Origin of the sequence: Janthinobacterium violaceinigrum, from assembly GCF_009208555.1 — a bacterium.
Classification (GTDB): Bacteria; Pseudomonadota; Gammaproteobacteria; order Burkholderiales; family Burkholderiaceae_D; genus Janthinobacterium; species Janthinobacterium violaceinigrum.
Window position 1 is genome coordinate 131542 of the sequence record NZ_WFLI01000002.1, and the last position, 14706, is coordinate 146247.

A 14706-nucleotide genomic window follows, 5' to 3' on the forward strand; every position below is an offset into this window, starting at 1 on the left:
AATGGAAAATATTATTCATTTAGCATTTAATGACATTCCAACAGCGGGAGAACGATGATGGCTGAAGTGTATTTGGGACAAATCATGATGAGCGGATTTGCGTTTGCGCCGCGTGGATTTGCAGCATGTAACGGGCAATTGCTGCCAATTACGCAGAATCAGGCGCTGTTTGCCCTGTTGGGTACCTTTTACGGGGGGAACGGCACGACCAACTTTGCCTTGCCAAACTTGCAAGGCAGCACCCCTGTCGGTTCAGGCAGTTCGGTGGACGCTTCCTGGCAACCCGTCCCCTACCAGGTCGGTGCTCGTAACGGCGCGGAAGCTATCACTTTGACACTGAGTCAGATTCCGCCGCATACGCACGCGGCCAATGCGATGACCACGCCAGGCACCACCAAGAATCCCACCAACACCCTGTATGGCGGCAGCGGCACGGAAGCCATCTATGGCACGGCAGGCCCGCAAGTGCCCTTGAACAACCTGGTCCTGGCCCCGGCAGGCGGCAGCTTGCCGCATAGCAATATGCAGCCATTTCAGGTACTCAATTTTAATATCGCCCTGAACGGCGTCTTCCCATCGCGCAACTAACGTGCCAGCCACTTCCCACGGAGCATAGTCATGACTACACCTTACGTCGGCGAGATCCGCCTGTTTTCCTTTCCTCGCATACCGCAAGGCTGGTTTGCCTGCGATGGCAGCCTGAAGCCCATCGCCAATAACGAGGTGCTATATACCCTGCTGGGCACCACCTATGGCGGCGACGGCGTCAATACATTCGGTGTACCCGACCTGCGCGGCCAGGTGCCCCTGCATCAGGGCACCGGCCCCAGCCTGACACCCCGGGTCATGGGGCAAAAGGGGGGCAGCGAAACGGTGACCTTGCTGCCGACCCAGATGCCCGCGCATACGCACGTATTCAGTGCGATCAGCACACTGGCGACGATCAACACGCCAGGGACCAGCGCACAGCTGGCGGCCCCGGTCAATAACGACAAGATGTACACGAGCAGCCTGGCTGGCCTCACGACCTATGACATGGCGCCCGCAGCAACGGGTACTGCCGGCAGCAGCTTGCCGCATGACAACACCATGCCCACCCTGACCGCATCGTTTTGCATCGCATGGGCAGGCATTTACCCATCCCAACAATAACAGCCAGCACGCAAGCGCAGCCCATAAAATCGATCAGGAGAACCTACCGTGACATCACCATATCTTGGCGAAATACAAGTCTTTGGCTTCAATTTCACCCCTGCCGGGTGGGCAAGCTGTAATGGCGCCACCCTGCAGATAAGGCAATTCAGCGCCCTGTTTTCATTAATCGGCACGCAATATGGCGGCGATGGAGTCAACACCTTCCAGTTGCCCAACTTCACAGGACGCGCGCCCTGCAGCCAGGGCCAGGGGCCAGGCTTGACGCAGCGTGTGATGGGCGAAACGTTCGGCAGCAATACCGTCCAGCTGAATCTCACGCAGATTCCCAACCACACCCATCAACTGACCTTGAGCCGCCAGACCAATGCCACCCTGCAGCGCAACGTGCCGCAAAATGGCGATGGCCTGACCAGCATCACGGGCACGAACGCGTTCGTGCCCGCGGCAACGCCGAACACCACCTTGTCGCCACTGACCATCGGCAGCGCGGGTGGCGGCCAGGCGCATGAAAACCGCCAGCCCTTGCTGGCGGTAAATTTCTGCATCGCCCTGCAGGGCGAGTTTCCCGCGTTTGATTAAGACTTGAAACTCCGGGCAGGCGGCGCCATCAGGCTCCGCCTGCCCTGCCTGCCCCCCCGCCGCCGCGGCCTTCTCAGTTGAACACGGCCTGATACAAAAAGCCGTGGTTGTCGCGCGCCACCGGCACCAGGAAGATACCCACCTCGCCAAACGCATCGTGCTGCAGCTGAAAGATTTTCTGGCTGAAGAGGATGGGGGAACTGTTATGGAATAACAGGCTGAACGGCGCCCGCAACAGGCCTTCCAGTGTGGCCGATGGCAACGGGCGCGCCTCCTTCAGGATGAAAGCGGCATTCCCGTCGCCGACCGAGATAAACGTGTCGTTGACGCGTGCGGCAAAGTGTTCCAGGGTCAATACATTCATCATTGCAGGCATTCCATTTCATGGGCTGTGTGATTGAAACAATGATTTATTCTAATGGAAGCATTGCCGCTTTTACACAGTTTTTGAGAGGAAAGTCTTCACCTCTGCACCCGGCAGCCAGGGTCATCCGCCCCGGCCGCCCGTGCAGTGCCTACGATGCCGCGTTCTCCGCCTAGCGCATCGCCTCCTCCAGCCCCGGCGCAAACCCGGCACCGTGCTTGACCTGCGCGGTGGACGCCTTCAGGGTGGCGCCGATCGGCTCGGCGCGGCCCGCCAGGCACTGGCCCAGGAAGTTTTCCGTCACCGCATTGAAGGCGATATTGTTCACGGGCCGGGCAAACCCATGGCCCTCGTCGGGGAACAGCACGTAGGTGACGGGGATATTCTTCGCCGCCATGGCCGCCACGATCTGGTCCGATTCAGCCACGTTGACGCGCGGGTCGTTCGCGCCCTGGCCGATCAGCAGCGGGCGCTGGATGTTCTGCGCAAAGTTCAGCGGCGAACGCTCCTTCAGCAGCGCCTTGCCCTCTTCCGTGGTCGGGTCGCCCATGCGCTTGTAGAACTGCTGCTTGCCCGCTTCCCAGTACGGCGGAATGGTTTGCAGCAAGGTGAACAGGTTCGACGGACCGACGATGTCGACGCCGCAGGCAAACGTGGTGGGCGTGAACGCCATGCCGGCCAGGGTGGCGTAGCCGCCGTAGGAGCCGCCCATGATGGCCACCTTGTCGGCCGTGGTCACGCCGCTCTTCACCGCCCATTGCACGGCATCGAGCAGGTCGTCGTGCATCTTGCGGCCCCACTGCAGGTCGCCGGCCGAAATGAACTGCTTGCCGAAGCCCGTCGAGCCCCGGTAATTCACGGACAGCACCGCATAGCCGCGGTTGGCCAGCCATTGATGGTAGCTGTTATAGCCATAGGTATCGCGCGCCCACGGGCCGCCATGCACCAGCAGGACCATCGGCACCGCCTGCGACGGCACGCCGCCGGCGCCCGCCTTCGAGGCCTGCGGCAAGGTGAGATAGGAGACCAGGGTCAGGCCGTCGCGCGCCTTGATCTGCTGCGGATACATGGGCAACAATGGCGCGCCTTCCAGCTCCGGCCGCGTCACGTACAGCTGCGTGAGCTTCTTGCTCTTGCGGTCGTACAGCCAGCTCGAAGCCGGTGCCGTGACGGCATCGACGCCCACCAGCCATTTGTCATCGGCCTCCGTGCGCGACGTCACGTTGAACTGGCCCTTGGCATGCTTCTTCAGGAAGGCCAGGTCGGCCTTCAGGTCGTTCGTCAGCGGCAGGTATTCGTGCTGCAGATAGTCGACGGAATACGCCTGCACCTTGCCTGTGCGCGTGTCGTACAGGGCGTCGGAAATGTCGGCGCGCGGGTCTTGCGCCACCAGCGTGGTCTTGCCGCTGGCCACGTCCTGCGCCAGCAGCGCCGAGGTATTGCGGCCGCGCGAATCGGTCCAGTACAAGGTCTTGCCATCGGCCGTGAAGGCCAGCGGCGCCGTGGTCTGCGCATCTTCCAGGCCCACTTCGGCCAGCGGCGTGCTCTCGGCCTTGCCGTCCGTTATGCGGAAGTACTGCATGCCGCCATCGGCGCGCGCCTTGCTGGCGATGCGCACGTTGAGCAGCTCGTCGGCCACGTAGCCGCCATAGCCATCATTCTGCTGCACCAGGGTCAGCTTGCCGCTGGCCAGGTCCAGGCTGTACACATCGTGCCAGCGCGCATCGCGGTTGTTGACGCCCACCAGGATGCGGTCCTTCACCTTGCTGCTGATCTGGACGATCCGCACGCGGGTCTTCTCGAACGGCGTGTAACTGGCCTGCTTGCCGCTCACGACATTGACGCCATACAGCAGGAAATTTTCATCACCGCCCTTGTCCTGGATAAACAGCAGGGTTTTCGAATCGGGCGACCAGAAGCTGCTGCGGATGGGACGTACCTTTTCTTCCGTCAGCGGACGCGCCTGCGCCGGATTGCCGGCCGGCGCCACCCACACATTGAGCACGCCGTCGCGCGGCGCGATCCACGACAGCCACTTGCCATCCGGGCTGATGCGCCCGCCGGACTTGCTGGGATTGCCAAAGATCTTCGCCCGCTCGATCAGCGGCGCGTCATTGACAGGAGCTTGGGCATGCGCCGGCAGTACGCTGGCGAACAACAGGACAGGCAGGACATGGCGAATCATGGACACCTCATGGTTGATGAATGAAGGAAAAACATCACACGTGCATGTGCCAGCAAATCATAGACCAAAGCCGTATTGCCAGGTTGACTACGCGACAGGGGACGGAAATCGGGGAACAGGAGGGGGAAACGAGGGATGAAGCGCACGGCACATGATGCATGCCGTCATGGCGACGGCGTGCTGCACAGGGCGCCCAAAGAAAAAGGCCACTCCGAAGAGTGGCCTAAGTCCTTGAATCTAATGGTCGGGGCGAGAAGATTCGAACTTCCGACCCCATGCACCCCATGCATGTACGCTACCAGGCTGCGCTACGCCCCGACGAGGTGGGAATTATAGCAGACGCTTTTAGGTTTTTGCCATGCTTTGCGCATGATTCATATCGAACTGCGCAAACTTTTTTGCATGTCCGTGGCAAGCGCCCTATTCGTTCAGCAATAAGGCCGTCAGGATGATGCGAAAACCGGCGATCAGAGGCTCGACCTTGACGTCCGGGTTATGAATGAAACGCACCGGCAATCCCTGGTACATGGCGACCAGGGCGTTCAGGCGCCCTTGCAGCATTTCCTCGTCGGCCGGCAAGCCCCGCTTGATGCGCGCGTCGCGGATGATGGAGAGAAATAACTGACGCGAACGCTGGTCCGAGCATTGCAGCATTTCGGCGATTGCCGGATTGCGCGACGCTTCGGCAAAAATTTCCAGCGGCATCATCCACGTTTTCGGGTCCAGCGCTTCGAGCACATGCTCGCCCGCATTGTCGATCACGGCCTGCAGCGGATCTTCGCGCTGCGCCAGGTCCTGCATCAGGTTCGACACCCGCTCCGTATTCTGCATGACGAAGGCGGCGATGATCGCATCCTTGCTGTCGAAATAATTATAGATGTGGCCCGCGCTCATGCCGGCCGCTTTCGAGATCTCGGCCATGCTGGCGCCGTGGAAGCCGCGGCGGCTGAAACAGCTCTCCGCCGCATCGAGCACCTGCTTGCGCCGCGTGTTGGCGCGCTCGGGATCCGGATGCTTCTTTTCAACTTGGTTCATGACTTTTCCAGTAGCGCGCCGGCCCTGCCCTTGCGGGCAAGGCCGGCGTCGGCGTCCCCGTGATTATTGGACGCCGCCAGCCGCCGCGACGGCTGTCTGCTCAGGCTGCCAACCGCCGCCCAGCACCTTGTACAGGGTCACCAGGTTGGTCGACTTGGCCAAACGCGCCGTGATCAGGCTTTGCTGCGCCGTGTACAGCGCGCGCTGGGCCACCAGGGCGTTCAGGTAGGACTCGGCGCCCTGCTTGTAGCGCGCGTCGTGGATAGTGTAGCTCTTCGTCGACGCCTCCACCAGCGAGACCTGCGATTGCAGACGCTCGTCGATGGTGCCGCGCTGGGCCAGCGCATCGGACACTTCGCGGAAGGCGACCTGGATCGCCTTTTCGTATTGCGCCACGGAGATTTCACGCTGCACCTTGGCGATATCGAGGTTGGCGCGGTTCACGCCGCCATCGAAGATCGGCAAGCTGATCTGCGGAATGAAACTCCACGTGCCGCTGCCCGCCTTGAACAGGCCCGACAGATTGTCGCTCAGCGAACCGGCCGTCGCCGTCAGCGAAATGCGCGGGAAGAAGGCCGCGCGCGCCGCGCCGATGTTGGCGTTGGCCGCGCGCAGGGTGCGCTCGGCCGCCAGCACGTCGGGACGGCGTTGCAGCACGTCCGACGGCAAGCCGGACGGAATGTCCGCCAGGGCCGTCACCGTGCCGAACTCGCCTTGCGGCAGCAAGTCGGCCGGCACGGGGCCGCCCACCAGCAGGACCAGCGCGTTTTGATCCAGCGCAACCTGGCTCGTGTAGACGGCCACGTCGGAACGGGCCGACTCGACGCTGGTCTGCGCATCATACTTGTCCAGGCCCGACGTGGCGCCGGCACTGAAGCGGCGCACGGCCAGGTCATACGACGACTGCTGGCTCTTCAGGGTGTCCTGCGCCACGCGCAGGCGCTGCTGGTCGGCCACCAGGTTCAGATAGGTGCTGGCCACTTCGGCCACCAGACTGATCTGCTGCGCACGACGTGCTTCTTCCGTGCCCAGGTATTGCTCGAGCGCGCTGTCGGACAGGCTGCGCACGCGGCCGAAGAAGTCCAGCTCGTAAGCCGACACGCCCAGGTTCGCCGTGTACTGGCGGTTGATGGACGCTTCGCCGGTGGCGCTGGCGTTCTTCGGCACGCGCGTGGCCGTCTGGCCGCCCGACGCCGACAGGGTCGGGATCAGGGCGGCGCGTTCGATGCCGTAGGTGGCGCGCGCCTTCTCGATGTTGAGGATCGAGACGCGCAGGTCGCGGTTGTTGGCCAGCGCCAGTTCCAGTACCTGGCGCAGGCGCGCATCGGCAAAGAACTCGCGCCAGGCGATGTCCGCCACCGGCTTGGCGTCGGCGGCGGCCGTGTCGGCCTTGTAGGAAGGACCCGTCGGCCACGCCGTGGGCGCCGGCGCTGCCGGACGCTCGTACGTAGGGGCCAGGCTGCAACCGGCCAGCAAGGCCAGTGCCGCCATGGAGAGTAGCGATTTTTTCATATTAATGTGCATCCTTGGAAAGCGTGACGGCTGGCGCGCCAGGCGTCGCCGGCGTGGTTGGCGCGTCCGACTTCGAGAAGAAGCCGCGCACCAGCACGAAGAACACCGGCACGAAGAAGATACCGAGGAACGTGGCCGTCAACATGCCGCCCAGCACGCCGATACCGATGGCGTTCTGGCTGCCGGAACCGGCGCCGCTGGAGATAGCCAGTGGCAACACGCCCAGGCCGAAGGCAATCGAGGTCATCAGAATCGGACGCAGACGCAGACGCACCGCATGCAAGGTCGCGTCCAGCAGCGACATGCCCGATTCCTGCATTTCCTTGGCGAACTCGACGATCAGAATCGCATTCTTCGCCGACAGGCCCACCACCGTGAGCAAGCCCACCTGGAAGTACACGTCGTTCGACAGGCCGAACATCCACGTGCCCAGCACGGCGCCGATGACGCCCAGCGGCACGACCAGCAGCACGGAGAATGGAATCGACCAGCTTTCATACAGCGCAGCCAGGCACAGGAACACGATCAGCAAGGACAGCGCGTACAGCTGCGGCGTCTGCGAACCGGACTCGCGCTCTTCCAGCGACACGCCGGTCCAGCTGAAGCCGATGCCAGGCGGCAGCTGCGCCACCATCGCTTCCATCGCATTCATGGCGGCGCCCGTGCTCTGGCCCGGTGCCGGCGTACCCAGGATCTCTACCGACGGCAAGCCGTTGTAGCGTTCCAGGCGCGGCGAAGCGTAAATCCACTTGCCCGTGGCAAAGGCCGAGAACGGCACCATCTGGCCAGCGCTGTTGCGCACGAACCACTTGTTCAAGTCTTCCGGCTGCATGCGCGATTCGGCATTGCCTTGCATGAACACTTTCTTCACGCGGCCACGGTCGAGGAAGTCGTTTACATAGGAACTACCCCAGCCCACGCTCAGCACGCGGTTGATTTCCGCAATCTGCAAGCCCAGCGCCGTTGCCTTCTGCTGGTCGATGTCGATCTTGTACTGCGGCGTATCTTCCTGGCCGTTCGGGCGCACGCCCACCATGGTGGGATTTTGCGAGGCCATGCCCAGCAACTGGTTACGCGCCGCCATCAGGGCGTCATGGCCGACGCCGCCGATATCCTGCAGCTGCATGTCGAAACCGGTGGCGTTACCCAGTTCCAGCACGGCAGGCGGGGCGAACGTAAACACCATCGCGTCCTTGATCTGCAACAGCTTGCCCATGGCGCGGCCGGCTACTGCCGGCGCTTTTTGCGCCACGTCCTTGCGCAGTGCCCAGTCTTTCAGGCGCACGAAGGCGATACCCGTGTTCTGGCCGTTACCGCCGAAGCTGAAACCGGCGACGGCAAACACGGAAGCGACGTTGTCTTTCTCGCTGTTCATGAAGTGGTCTTCGACCTGCTCGATCACTTTCAGGGTGCGCTCCTGCGTGGCGCCCGTCGGCAATTGAATCTGCGTAAACAGGATGCCCTGGTCTTCTTCCGGCAGGAAGGACGTCGGCAAGCGCATGAAGATGAACACGAGGCCGGCCAGCAGCAGCACGTACAGCAGCATCGAGCGGGCGCGGTGCGTAATCATGGCGCCGACCAGGCCCTGGTACTTGTTGCTGCTGCTGTCGAAGCTGCGGTTGAACCAGCCGAAGAATCCCTTGTTCGTCGCGTGATGGCCTTTTTCGACCGGCTTGAGCAAGGTGGCGCACAGCGCTGGCGTAAATACCAGCGCGACGACGACGGACAGCACCATCGACGACACGATCGTGATCGAGAACTGGCGGTAAATCACGCCCGTCGAACCGCCGAAGAAGGCCATCGGCACGAACACGGCCGACAGCACCATGGCGATACCGACCAGCGCGCCCGTGATCTGCGTCATGGACTTGCGCGTCGCTTCCAGCGGCGACAAGCCCTCTTCGCTCATCACGCGCTCGACGTTTTCCACCACCACGATCGCATCATCGACCAGGAGGCCGATGGCCAGCACCATGGCGAACATGGTCAAGGTGTTGATCGAGTAGCCGAACGCATTCAGGATGCCGAAGGTACCGAGCAGCACGACGGGCACGGCCATGGTCGGGATCAGGGTGGCGCGGAAGTTCTGCAGGAACAGGTACATCACCAGGAACACCAGGATGACCGCTTCGACCAGGGTCTTGACCACTTCCTCGATCGACAGTTTCACGAACGGGGTGGTGTCGAACGCCACCTGGTAGCTCATGCCTTCAGGGAATTGCTTGCTCAGGTTACCCAGCATGGCTTTCGCCGCGTTGGCCGTATCGAGCGCATTGGCGCCCGTCGCCAGCTTGATCGCCACGCCGGTGGCCGCATGGCCGTTGTAGCGGGCCACGGTATTGTAGTTCTCGCGGCCCAGTTCCATGCTGGCCACGTCCTTCAGGTACACCATGGCGCCGTTGGTCGTGGTTTTCAGCAAGATCGCGCCGAACTGCTCGGCCGTTTGCAAGCGGCTTTGCGCCGACACGGTGGCGTTCAGCTGCTGGCCCTTGACGGACGGCGTGCCGCCCAGTTCACCGGCCGACACTTCCGCATTCTGCGCCTGCACGGCCGTGATCACGTCCGCCGGGGTCAGGTTGAAGCTTTGCAGCTTGGCCGGGTCGAGCCAGATACGCATCGCGTACTGCGAACCGAACAGGGTCACGTCGCCCACGCCCGCAACGCGGCTGAGCGGATCGACGACGTTGGCGGCCACATAGTCGCTCAAGTCGGTCTGGTCCATCTTGCCGTTTTCGGAAATGAAGCCGAACACCATCAGGAAGTTCTTCGTGGCTTTCGACACGACGAGACCCTGTTGCGTGACAGCCGTCGGCAGCAGTGGCGTGGCCAGCTGCAGCTTGTTCTGCACTTGCACCTGGGCGATGTCAGGATTGGTGCCGCTGGTGAACGTCAGGGTGATGCTGATGCCGCCAGTCGCATCGCTCGACGAAGCCATGTAGCGCAAGCCGTCGATACCCTTCATCTTTTGTTCGATGACCTGGGTGACGGCGTCTTCCACGGTCTTGGCGGAGGCGCCAGGATAGGAGCCGCTGATCGAAATCGACGGCGGAGCAATGCTCGGGTACTGCGCGATCGGCAGGCTGAGGATCGAAATCACGCCGGCAAGCATGATGACGATCGCGACCACCCAGGCAAAAATCGGGCGGTCAATGAAAAAACGGGCCATTAATATTCTCCTGAATTAGTGGGCGCTGGCAGCCGATGCTGCGGCAGAAGCGGCAGCGGCGGGCGCAGGAGCAGCTTCGGCCTTGGCCGGCACGGCAACGGCCGGGGCGCCTGGCTTGATTTTTTGCAAGCCTTCCACGATCACGCGGTCGCCTGCAGCCAGACCGGACGTCACCAGCCAGTTGGTGCCGACCGTGCCGCTGGTGGTCAGTACGCGCTGCTCGACCTTGTTTTCCTTGTTCAGGATCATGGCGGTGGCCTGGCCCTTCTGGTTACGCGTCACGCCCACTTGCGGTACGGTAATGGCTTTTTCATCCACGCCCGTTTCCAGCTGCGCACGTACGTACATACCTGGCAGCAATTCGCCTTTCGGGTTCGGGAACAGTGCGCGCAGGATCACGTTGCCGGTGGTCGGATCGACCGTCACGCCGGCGAACTGCAGCTTGCCCGATTCGCTGTACTTGCTGCCATCCGGCAAGATCAGATCGACCTTGGCCTGGCCTTCGCCCACTTTTTTCAGCGAGCCGTCGGCCATCTGGCGCTTCAGGCGCAGCAGGTCCGTGCTCGACTGGGTCACGTCGACATAGATGGGATCGAGCTGCTGCACGGTGGTCAGCGCATCGGCCTGGCCCGCCGTGACCAGCGCGCCGGCCGTCACGGTCGAGCGGCTGGTGCGGCCGCTGATCGGTGCCGTCACGGTGCTGTATTTCAGGTTGATGTTTGCCGTTTCCAGCGCCGCGGTGGCGGACTCGACGTCAGCCTTCGCTTGCTCGAACGCGGCCACGGCATCGTCGTATTCCTGGCGGCTCACGCCTTCGATGGCAACCAGTTCCTTGTAGCGTGTGGCTTTCGGGCCGGCCGTCAGCAAGTTGGCCTTGGCTTTCGACAACGCCGCCTTGGCCGAATTGTAGGCAGCCTGGTAAGTGGCCGGATCGATCTGGTACAGGGCCGTGCCCGCTTTCACATCGCTGCCTTCGATGAACAGGCGCTTCTGGATCAAGCCGCCCACTTGCGGACGCACATCGGCGACCTGGTAGGCATTCGTGCGGCCGGGCAATTCGGCGCTCATCGGCAACGCGGCCGGATTAACAGTAAACACGACCACCTGTGGCGCTTGCTGCGCGTGAGGTGCTTCCTGTTTTTTACTGCAGCCGGCCATGATTACAGTGGCGCACATAACGGCAATAGCGCCGCTCGTACGCGGCGACGTCAAGGAAAAGGTTGGTTGCATCTTGGACTTTCTGAAAAAGAAGCTGGCTAGTGTCGTTAGAAATGACTAAATTTATTAACGCAGATCAAAGAATGAACGATCATTCTAAAATCGTCAAGCATCGTTACAATTGAAACATAGTAACCATCAAGCGAATTAAATTATCAATGAAGCAATGAATTGAGGACAGCGACAGCGGCGGCACGCCAGCAAAGTGGAGCAGAAACGAGGCGGGCGATGCAAAAACGGCAAAGCGGAAAAGGTGGATTGAGTGATTACTTTAGCAGGGTCAAGATTTCTTTGCTGAACTAGCCGACACGGACGCAACACTGTCCGTCACGGCAAGGGAGGCGCAGTAATTATTTACCAATGGTATCGAAAAGACATCCCTCGCCAGACGCGCTAATATGGTGTTCACGGTGTGGCACAGCGGGGGCGCAGCGATGACGGCACAGGCGCAACACAGCACGCAGGACGATGGCGCGGGCGGCCCGGGTGCGCCGCCGCTGCTGTCGACGGGCGTTGCCGGCCTCGACACCATACTCACGGGCGGCTTGCTGGCCGACCGCCTGTACCTGGTCGAAGGCGAACCGGGCACGGGCAAGACCACCCTGGCGCTGCAATTCCTGGCCGAAGGGGCGCGCAGCGGCGCGCCCGCACTGTATATCGCCCTGGCCGAATCGGAAATCGAACTGCGCGGCGCCGCCCTGTCGCACGGCTGGGACCTGGCCGGCATCGCCATCGAGGAAGTGGCGCCCAGCGACGACATGCTCGACCCCGGGCGCCAATACACCATCTTCCACCCGTCGGAAATCGAACTGGCCTCGACCAACCAGCGCATCCTGGCCGCCATCGAAAAACACCGCCCGGCCCGCCTCGTGCTCGACTCGCTGTCCGAACTGCAGCTGCTGGCGGAAAACCCGCTGCGCTACCGGCGCCAGGTAGTAGCTTTAAAGCAATACCTGGCCAGCCGGCACTGCACCACCGTCCTGATCGATGACCGTTCCGCGCTGGACGACGGCTTGCAAGTGCGTAGCGTGGCCCATTGCGTGATCTCGCTGGAACGGCAGAACCAGGCATATGGCAATGACCGGCGCCGCGTGCGCGTGGTGAAATACCGGGGCGTGCCGTTTCGCAGCGGCACGCACGACTACAAGATTTCCCATGACGGCCTGGTCGTCTATCCCCGCCTTGTGGCCGCCGACACGCGCCGCGACGGCGACCACCGGCGCCTGTCGAGCGGCATCCCCGAACTCGACCTCATGATAGGCGGCGGCCTGGAAGAAGGCATGAGCACCCTCATTTCCGGCCCCGCCGGCAGCGGCAAGTCCACCCTGGCGGCGCAATTCGTGCACGCGGCCACCGAGCGGGGCGAACCGTGCGCCATGTTCCTGTTCGAGGAAGCGCGCAGCAAGCTGCTGAACCGGGCCGGCAACGTGGGCATGCACCTGCAGGCAGCGCTCGACGCGGGCCTGCTGAGCGTGCAGCAGGTCGACCCGGCCGAGCTGACCCCGGGCGAATTCGCCCAGGCCATCGTCGACGCGGCGGAGCGGGGCGCCCGGGTGATCGTCATCGATAGCTTGAACGGCTACATGCATGCCGTGCCCGACGAGCGCTTCCAGAGCACCTACCTGCACGAACTGCTCAATTACCTGGGCCAGCGCGGCGTGGCCACCCTGCTCGTCGGCGTGCAGCAAAACATGCTGGGCACGGCGATGACCACCTCGGCCGACGCCAGCTACCTGGCCGACGGCGTCATCATGCTGCGCTACTACGAAACGGAGGGCGAGGTGCGGCAAGCCATTTCCGTCTTCAAGAAGCGCGGCAGCGCGCACGAACGCAGCATCCGCCGCTTCGAGATCAGCCCGCAGGGCATCCGCATCGGCCCGGCCCTGGCCGGCTTTCATGGCATCCTGTCGGGCTTGCCTACCATCGGCGGCACGCCCTTCCCCTAGGAACCGTCATGGAGCAGCGCATCCTGATCTACGCGCCGGCCGGCCAGGACGCCAGCCTGACCGGCACGGTACTGGCGGGCAGCGCCATCGCCAGCCATGCCTGCCGCTCCCCCGGCGATCTGGCCGAGCAGCTGGCGCTGGGCGCCGGCGGCGTGCTGACGGTGGACGAGGCGCTGCATGCGGGCGTCTACGCCGTGCTCGATGCCTACGCCCGCCAGCAACCGGACTGGTCTGACTTGCCCATCACCGTGCTCACGCACGCGGGACTCGATACCCTGCCCTTGCGGCAAGCCATTGCCACCCTGGGCAACCTGACCCTGCTGGAACGCCCCGTGCACATCCTGACCCTGATCACGTCGGCCCACGCCATGCTGCGCGCGCGCCAGCGCCAGTACCAGGTGCGCGAAACGCAGCGGCGCAAGGATGAATTTCTGGCTAGCCTCGGGCACGAACTGCGCAATCCGCTGGCGCCCATCAAGTCTTCCGTGGCCCTGCTCAGGCATCTGTACCCGGCCTCGGAGCAGGTGGGCAAGGTGAGCGACGTGATCGAACGGCAGGTGACGCACCTGACGCGCCTGGTCGATGACTTGCTCGACGTGGCGCGCATTACCAGCGGCAAGGTGTCGTTGCAGCTCAAGGATTTCCAGCTGCAGCAAGTACTCGACCATGTGACCGAGCTGTGCCAGCCGGCCGCCAGCAGCCGGCACATCAGCATTGCGCTCGCCGTGCCGCCGCAGGCCGTGACCTTGCACGCCGACTATGCACGGGTGGTGCAGATCTTCGCCAATATCGTGTCGAATGCCGTGAAATTCACGCCGGACGGCGGCCACATCCACATTACGGCGCGCCTGGCGCAGGGCCGGCTGCAGGTGGCCGTCGAAGACGATGGCATCGGCATCGAGCCGAAGGCCATCCCCCGCCTCTTTTCCATGTTCGAACAAGGCCCTACAGTGGCGGGCCAGATGGCCAGCGGCCTCGGTATCGGTCTCAGCCTGGCGCGCCAATTTGCCGAAATGCATGGCGGCAGCATCGAGGCCCATAGCGACGGCCCCGGCCGCGGCAGCCGCTTTATCGTCACCCTGCCCGCCAGCGCCAGCGACGCGCCGGGCACCACGGCCGCCGCCGGCAACGCGTCACCCGCCGGCGCGAGTCCGCCGTTGCAAGTGCTGGTGGTGGACGACAACCGCGACGCGGCCGATTCCCTGCAAAGCCTGTTCCAGCTGGAAGGTTATGCCGCCCGCGTCGCCTATGACGGCGCGCAGGCGCTGGCCGCCGTGGATATGGCGTGGCCGCAACTGGTCGTGATGGATCTGGGCATGCCGGACATGGATGGCTATGAAACGGCACGCCGCATGCGCCGCAAGGCGCAGGGACGCGACGTGCTGATGATCGCCTTGACGGGCTGGGGCCAGGGCGAGGCGCGCTCGCGCACGGAGCAGGCGGGTTTCGACCATCACCTGACGAAGCCCGTGGAGTTCGCCGCCATCGTCGCCCTGCTCAGTACGCACCTGGCGCAGCGGGCGGCGGCGGGACGGCCACAGTAAGC

General features: G+C 63.1%; 11 protein-coding genes and 1 tRNA gene. 5 read left to right on the forward strand and 7 right to left on the reverse strand.

What is annotated here, in order from left to right:
* Positions 1 to 54: 54 nt before the first annotated feature.
* Genes GCN75_RS02210 through GCN75_RS02220 form a run of 3 tightly spaced genes read left to right on the forward strand, consistent with a single transcriptional unit; the run spans position 55 to position 1734 of the window.
* Positions 55 to 588 carry a phage tail protein gene (locus GCN75_RS02210; protein ID WP_319633277.1) on the forward strand — a complete coding sequence of 178 codons (534 nt, stop codon included), beginning with the start codon at positions 55 to 57 and terminating at the stop codon, positions 586 to 588.
* 30 nt (positions 589 to 618) lie between these two features.
* A complete protein-coding gene (locus GCN75_RS02215) occupies positions 619 to 1152 on the forward strand; it encodes a phage tail protein (protein ID WP_152281149.1) in 534 nt (177 codons plus the stop codon).
* Positions 1153 to 1200: 48 nt separating this feature from the next.
* Positions 1201 to 1734, forward strand: a complete 534-nt coding sequence (locus GCN75_RS02220; protein WP_152281150.1) for a phage tail protein — start codon at positions 1201 to 1203, stop codon at positions 1732 to 1734.
* A 73-nt stretch (positions 1735 to 1807) separates the two neighbouring features.
* Here GCN75_RS02220 and GCN75_RS02225 read toward each other — a convergent pair whose 3' ends face one another.
* From GCN75_RS02225 to GCN75_RS02255, 7 genes are all read right to left on the reverse strand, one after another.
* Positions 1808 to 2101, reverse strand: a complete 294-nt coding sequence (locus tag GCN75_RS02225; protein WP_226941017.1) for a DUF6916 family protein — start codon at positions 2099 to 2101, stop codon at positions 1808 to 1810.
* Positions 2102 to 2270: 169 nt separating this feature from the next.
* Entirely contained in the window at positions 2271 to 4283 is a 2013-nt protein-coding gene (locus GCN75_RS02230; RefSeq protein WP_152281151.1) for a S9 family peptidase, read from the reverse strand.
* 241 nt (positions 4284 to 4524) lie between these two features.
* Positions 4525 to 4601, reverse strand: a tRNA-Pro gene (locus GCN75_RS02235).
* A 102-nt stretch (positions 4602 to 4703) separates the two neighbouring features.
* On the reverse strand, positions 4704 to 5318 hold the full coding sequence (locus tag GCN75_RS02240) for a TetR/AcrR family transcriptional regulator (RefSeq protein ID WP_152281152.1): 615 nt from the start codon (positions 5316 to 5318) through the stop codon (positions 4704 to 4706).
* A 63-nt stretch (positions 5319 to 5381) separates the two neighbouring features.
* Entirely contained in the window at positions 5382 to 6830 is a 1449-nt protein-coding gene (gene adeC, locus GCN75_RS02245) for an AdeC/AdeK/OprM family multidrug efflux complex outer membrane factor (RefSeq protein ID WP_152281153.1), read from the reverse strand.
* A 1-nt stretch (position 6831) separates the two neighbouring features.
* Positions 6832 to 9996, reverse strand: a complete 3165-nt coding sequence (locus GCN75_RS02250; RefSeq protein WP_152281154.1) for an efflux RND transporter permease subunit — start codon at positions 9994 to 9996, stop codon at positions 6832 to 6834.
* Positions 9997 to 10011: 15 nt separating this feature from the next.
* Complete coding sequence (locus tag GCN75_RS02255; protein ID WP_319633278.1) at positions 10012 to 11226, reverse strand: efflux RND transporter periplasmic adaptor subunit; 1215 nt, start codon at positions 11224 to 11226, stop codon at positions 10012 to 10014.
* A gap of 386 nt (positions 11227 to 11612) precedes the next feature.
* Between GCN75_RS02255 and GCN75_RS02260 the strand changes: the two genes are divergently transcribed.
* Both GCN75_RS02260 and GCN75_RS02265 read left to right on the forward strand, forming a co-directional pair.
* A complete protein-coding gene (locus tag GCN75_RS02260; RefSeq protein ID WP_226941019.1) occupies positions 11613 to 13160 on the forward strand; it encodes an ATPase domain-containing protein in 1548 nt (515 codons plus the stop codon).
* Positions 13161 to 13168: 8 nt separating this feature from the next.
* Positions 13169 to 14704 (forward strand): hybrid sensor histidine kinase/response regulator, encoded by a 1536-nt coding sequence (locus GCN75_RS02265; protein ID WP_152281156.1) that lies wholly within the window; start codon positions 13169 to 13171, stop codon positions 14702 to 14704.
* Positions 14705 to 14706 lie beyond the last annotated feature (2 nt).

Excerpts from the sequence above, each read along its gene's own strand:
- GCN75_RS02210 (WP_319633277.1), top strand. The coding sequence starts at position 55 with ATGATGGCTGAAGTGTATTTGGGACAAATCATGATGAGCGGATTTGCG.
- GCN75_RS02215 (WP_152281149.1), top strand. The coding sequence starts at position 619 with ATGACTACACCTTACGTCGGCGAGATCCGCCTGTTTTCCTTTCCTCGC.
- GCN75_RS02225 (WP_226941017.1), bottom strand. The coding sequence starts at position 2,101 with ATGATGAATGTATTGACCCTGGAACACTTTGCCGCACGCGTCAACGAC.
- GCN75_RS02230 (WP_152281151.1), bottom strand. The coding sequence starts at position 4,283 with ATGATTCGCCATGTCCTGCCTGTCCTGTTGTTCGCCAGCGTACTGCCG.
- GCN75_RS02240 (WP_152281152.1), bottom strand. The coding sequence starts at position 5,318 with ATGAACCAAGTTGAAAAGAAGCATCCGGATCCCGAGCGCGCCAACACG.
- adeC (WP_152281153.1), bottom strand. The coding sequence starts at position 6,830 with ATGAAAAAATCGCTACTCTCCATGGCGGCACTGGCCTTGCTGGCCGGT.
- GCN75_RS02250 (WP_152281154.1), bottom strand. The coding sequence starts at position 9,996 with ATGGCCCGTTTTTTCATTGACCGCCCGATTTTTGCCTGGGTGGTCGCG.
- GCN75_RS02255 (WP_319633278.1), bottom strand. The coding sequence starts at position 11,226 with ATGCAACCAACCTTTTCCTTGACGTCGCCGCGTACGAGCGGCGCTATT.
- GCN75_RS02260 (WP_226941019.1), top strand. The coding sequence starts at position 11,613 with ATGGTGTTCACGGTGTGGCACAGCGGGGGCGCAGCGATGACGGCACAG.
- GCN75_RS02265 (WP_152281156.1), top strand. The coding sequence starts at position 13,169 with ATGGAGCAGCGCATCCTGATCTACGCGCCGGCCGGCCAGGACGCCAGC.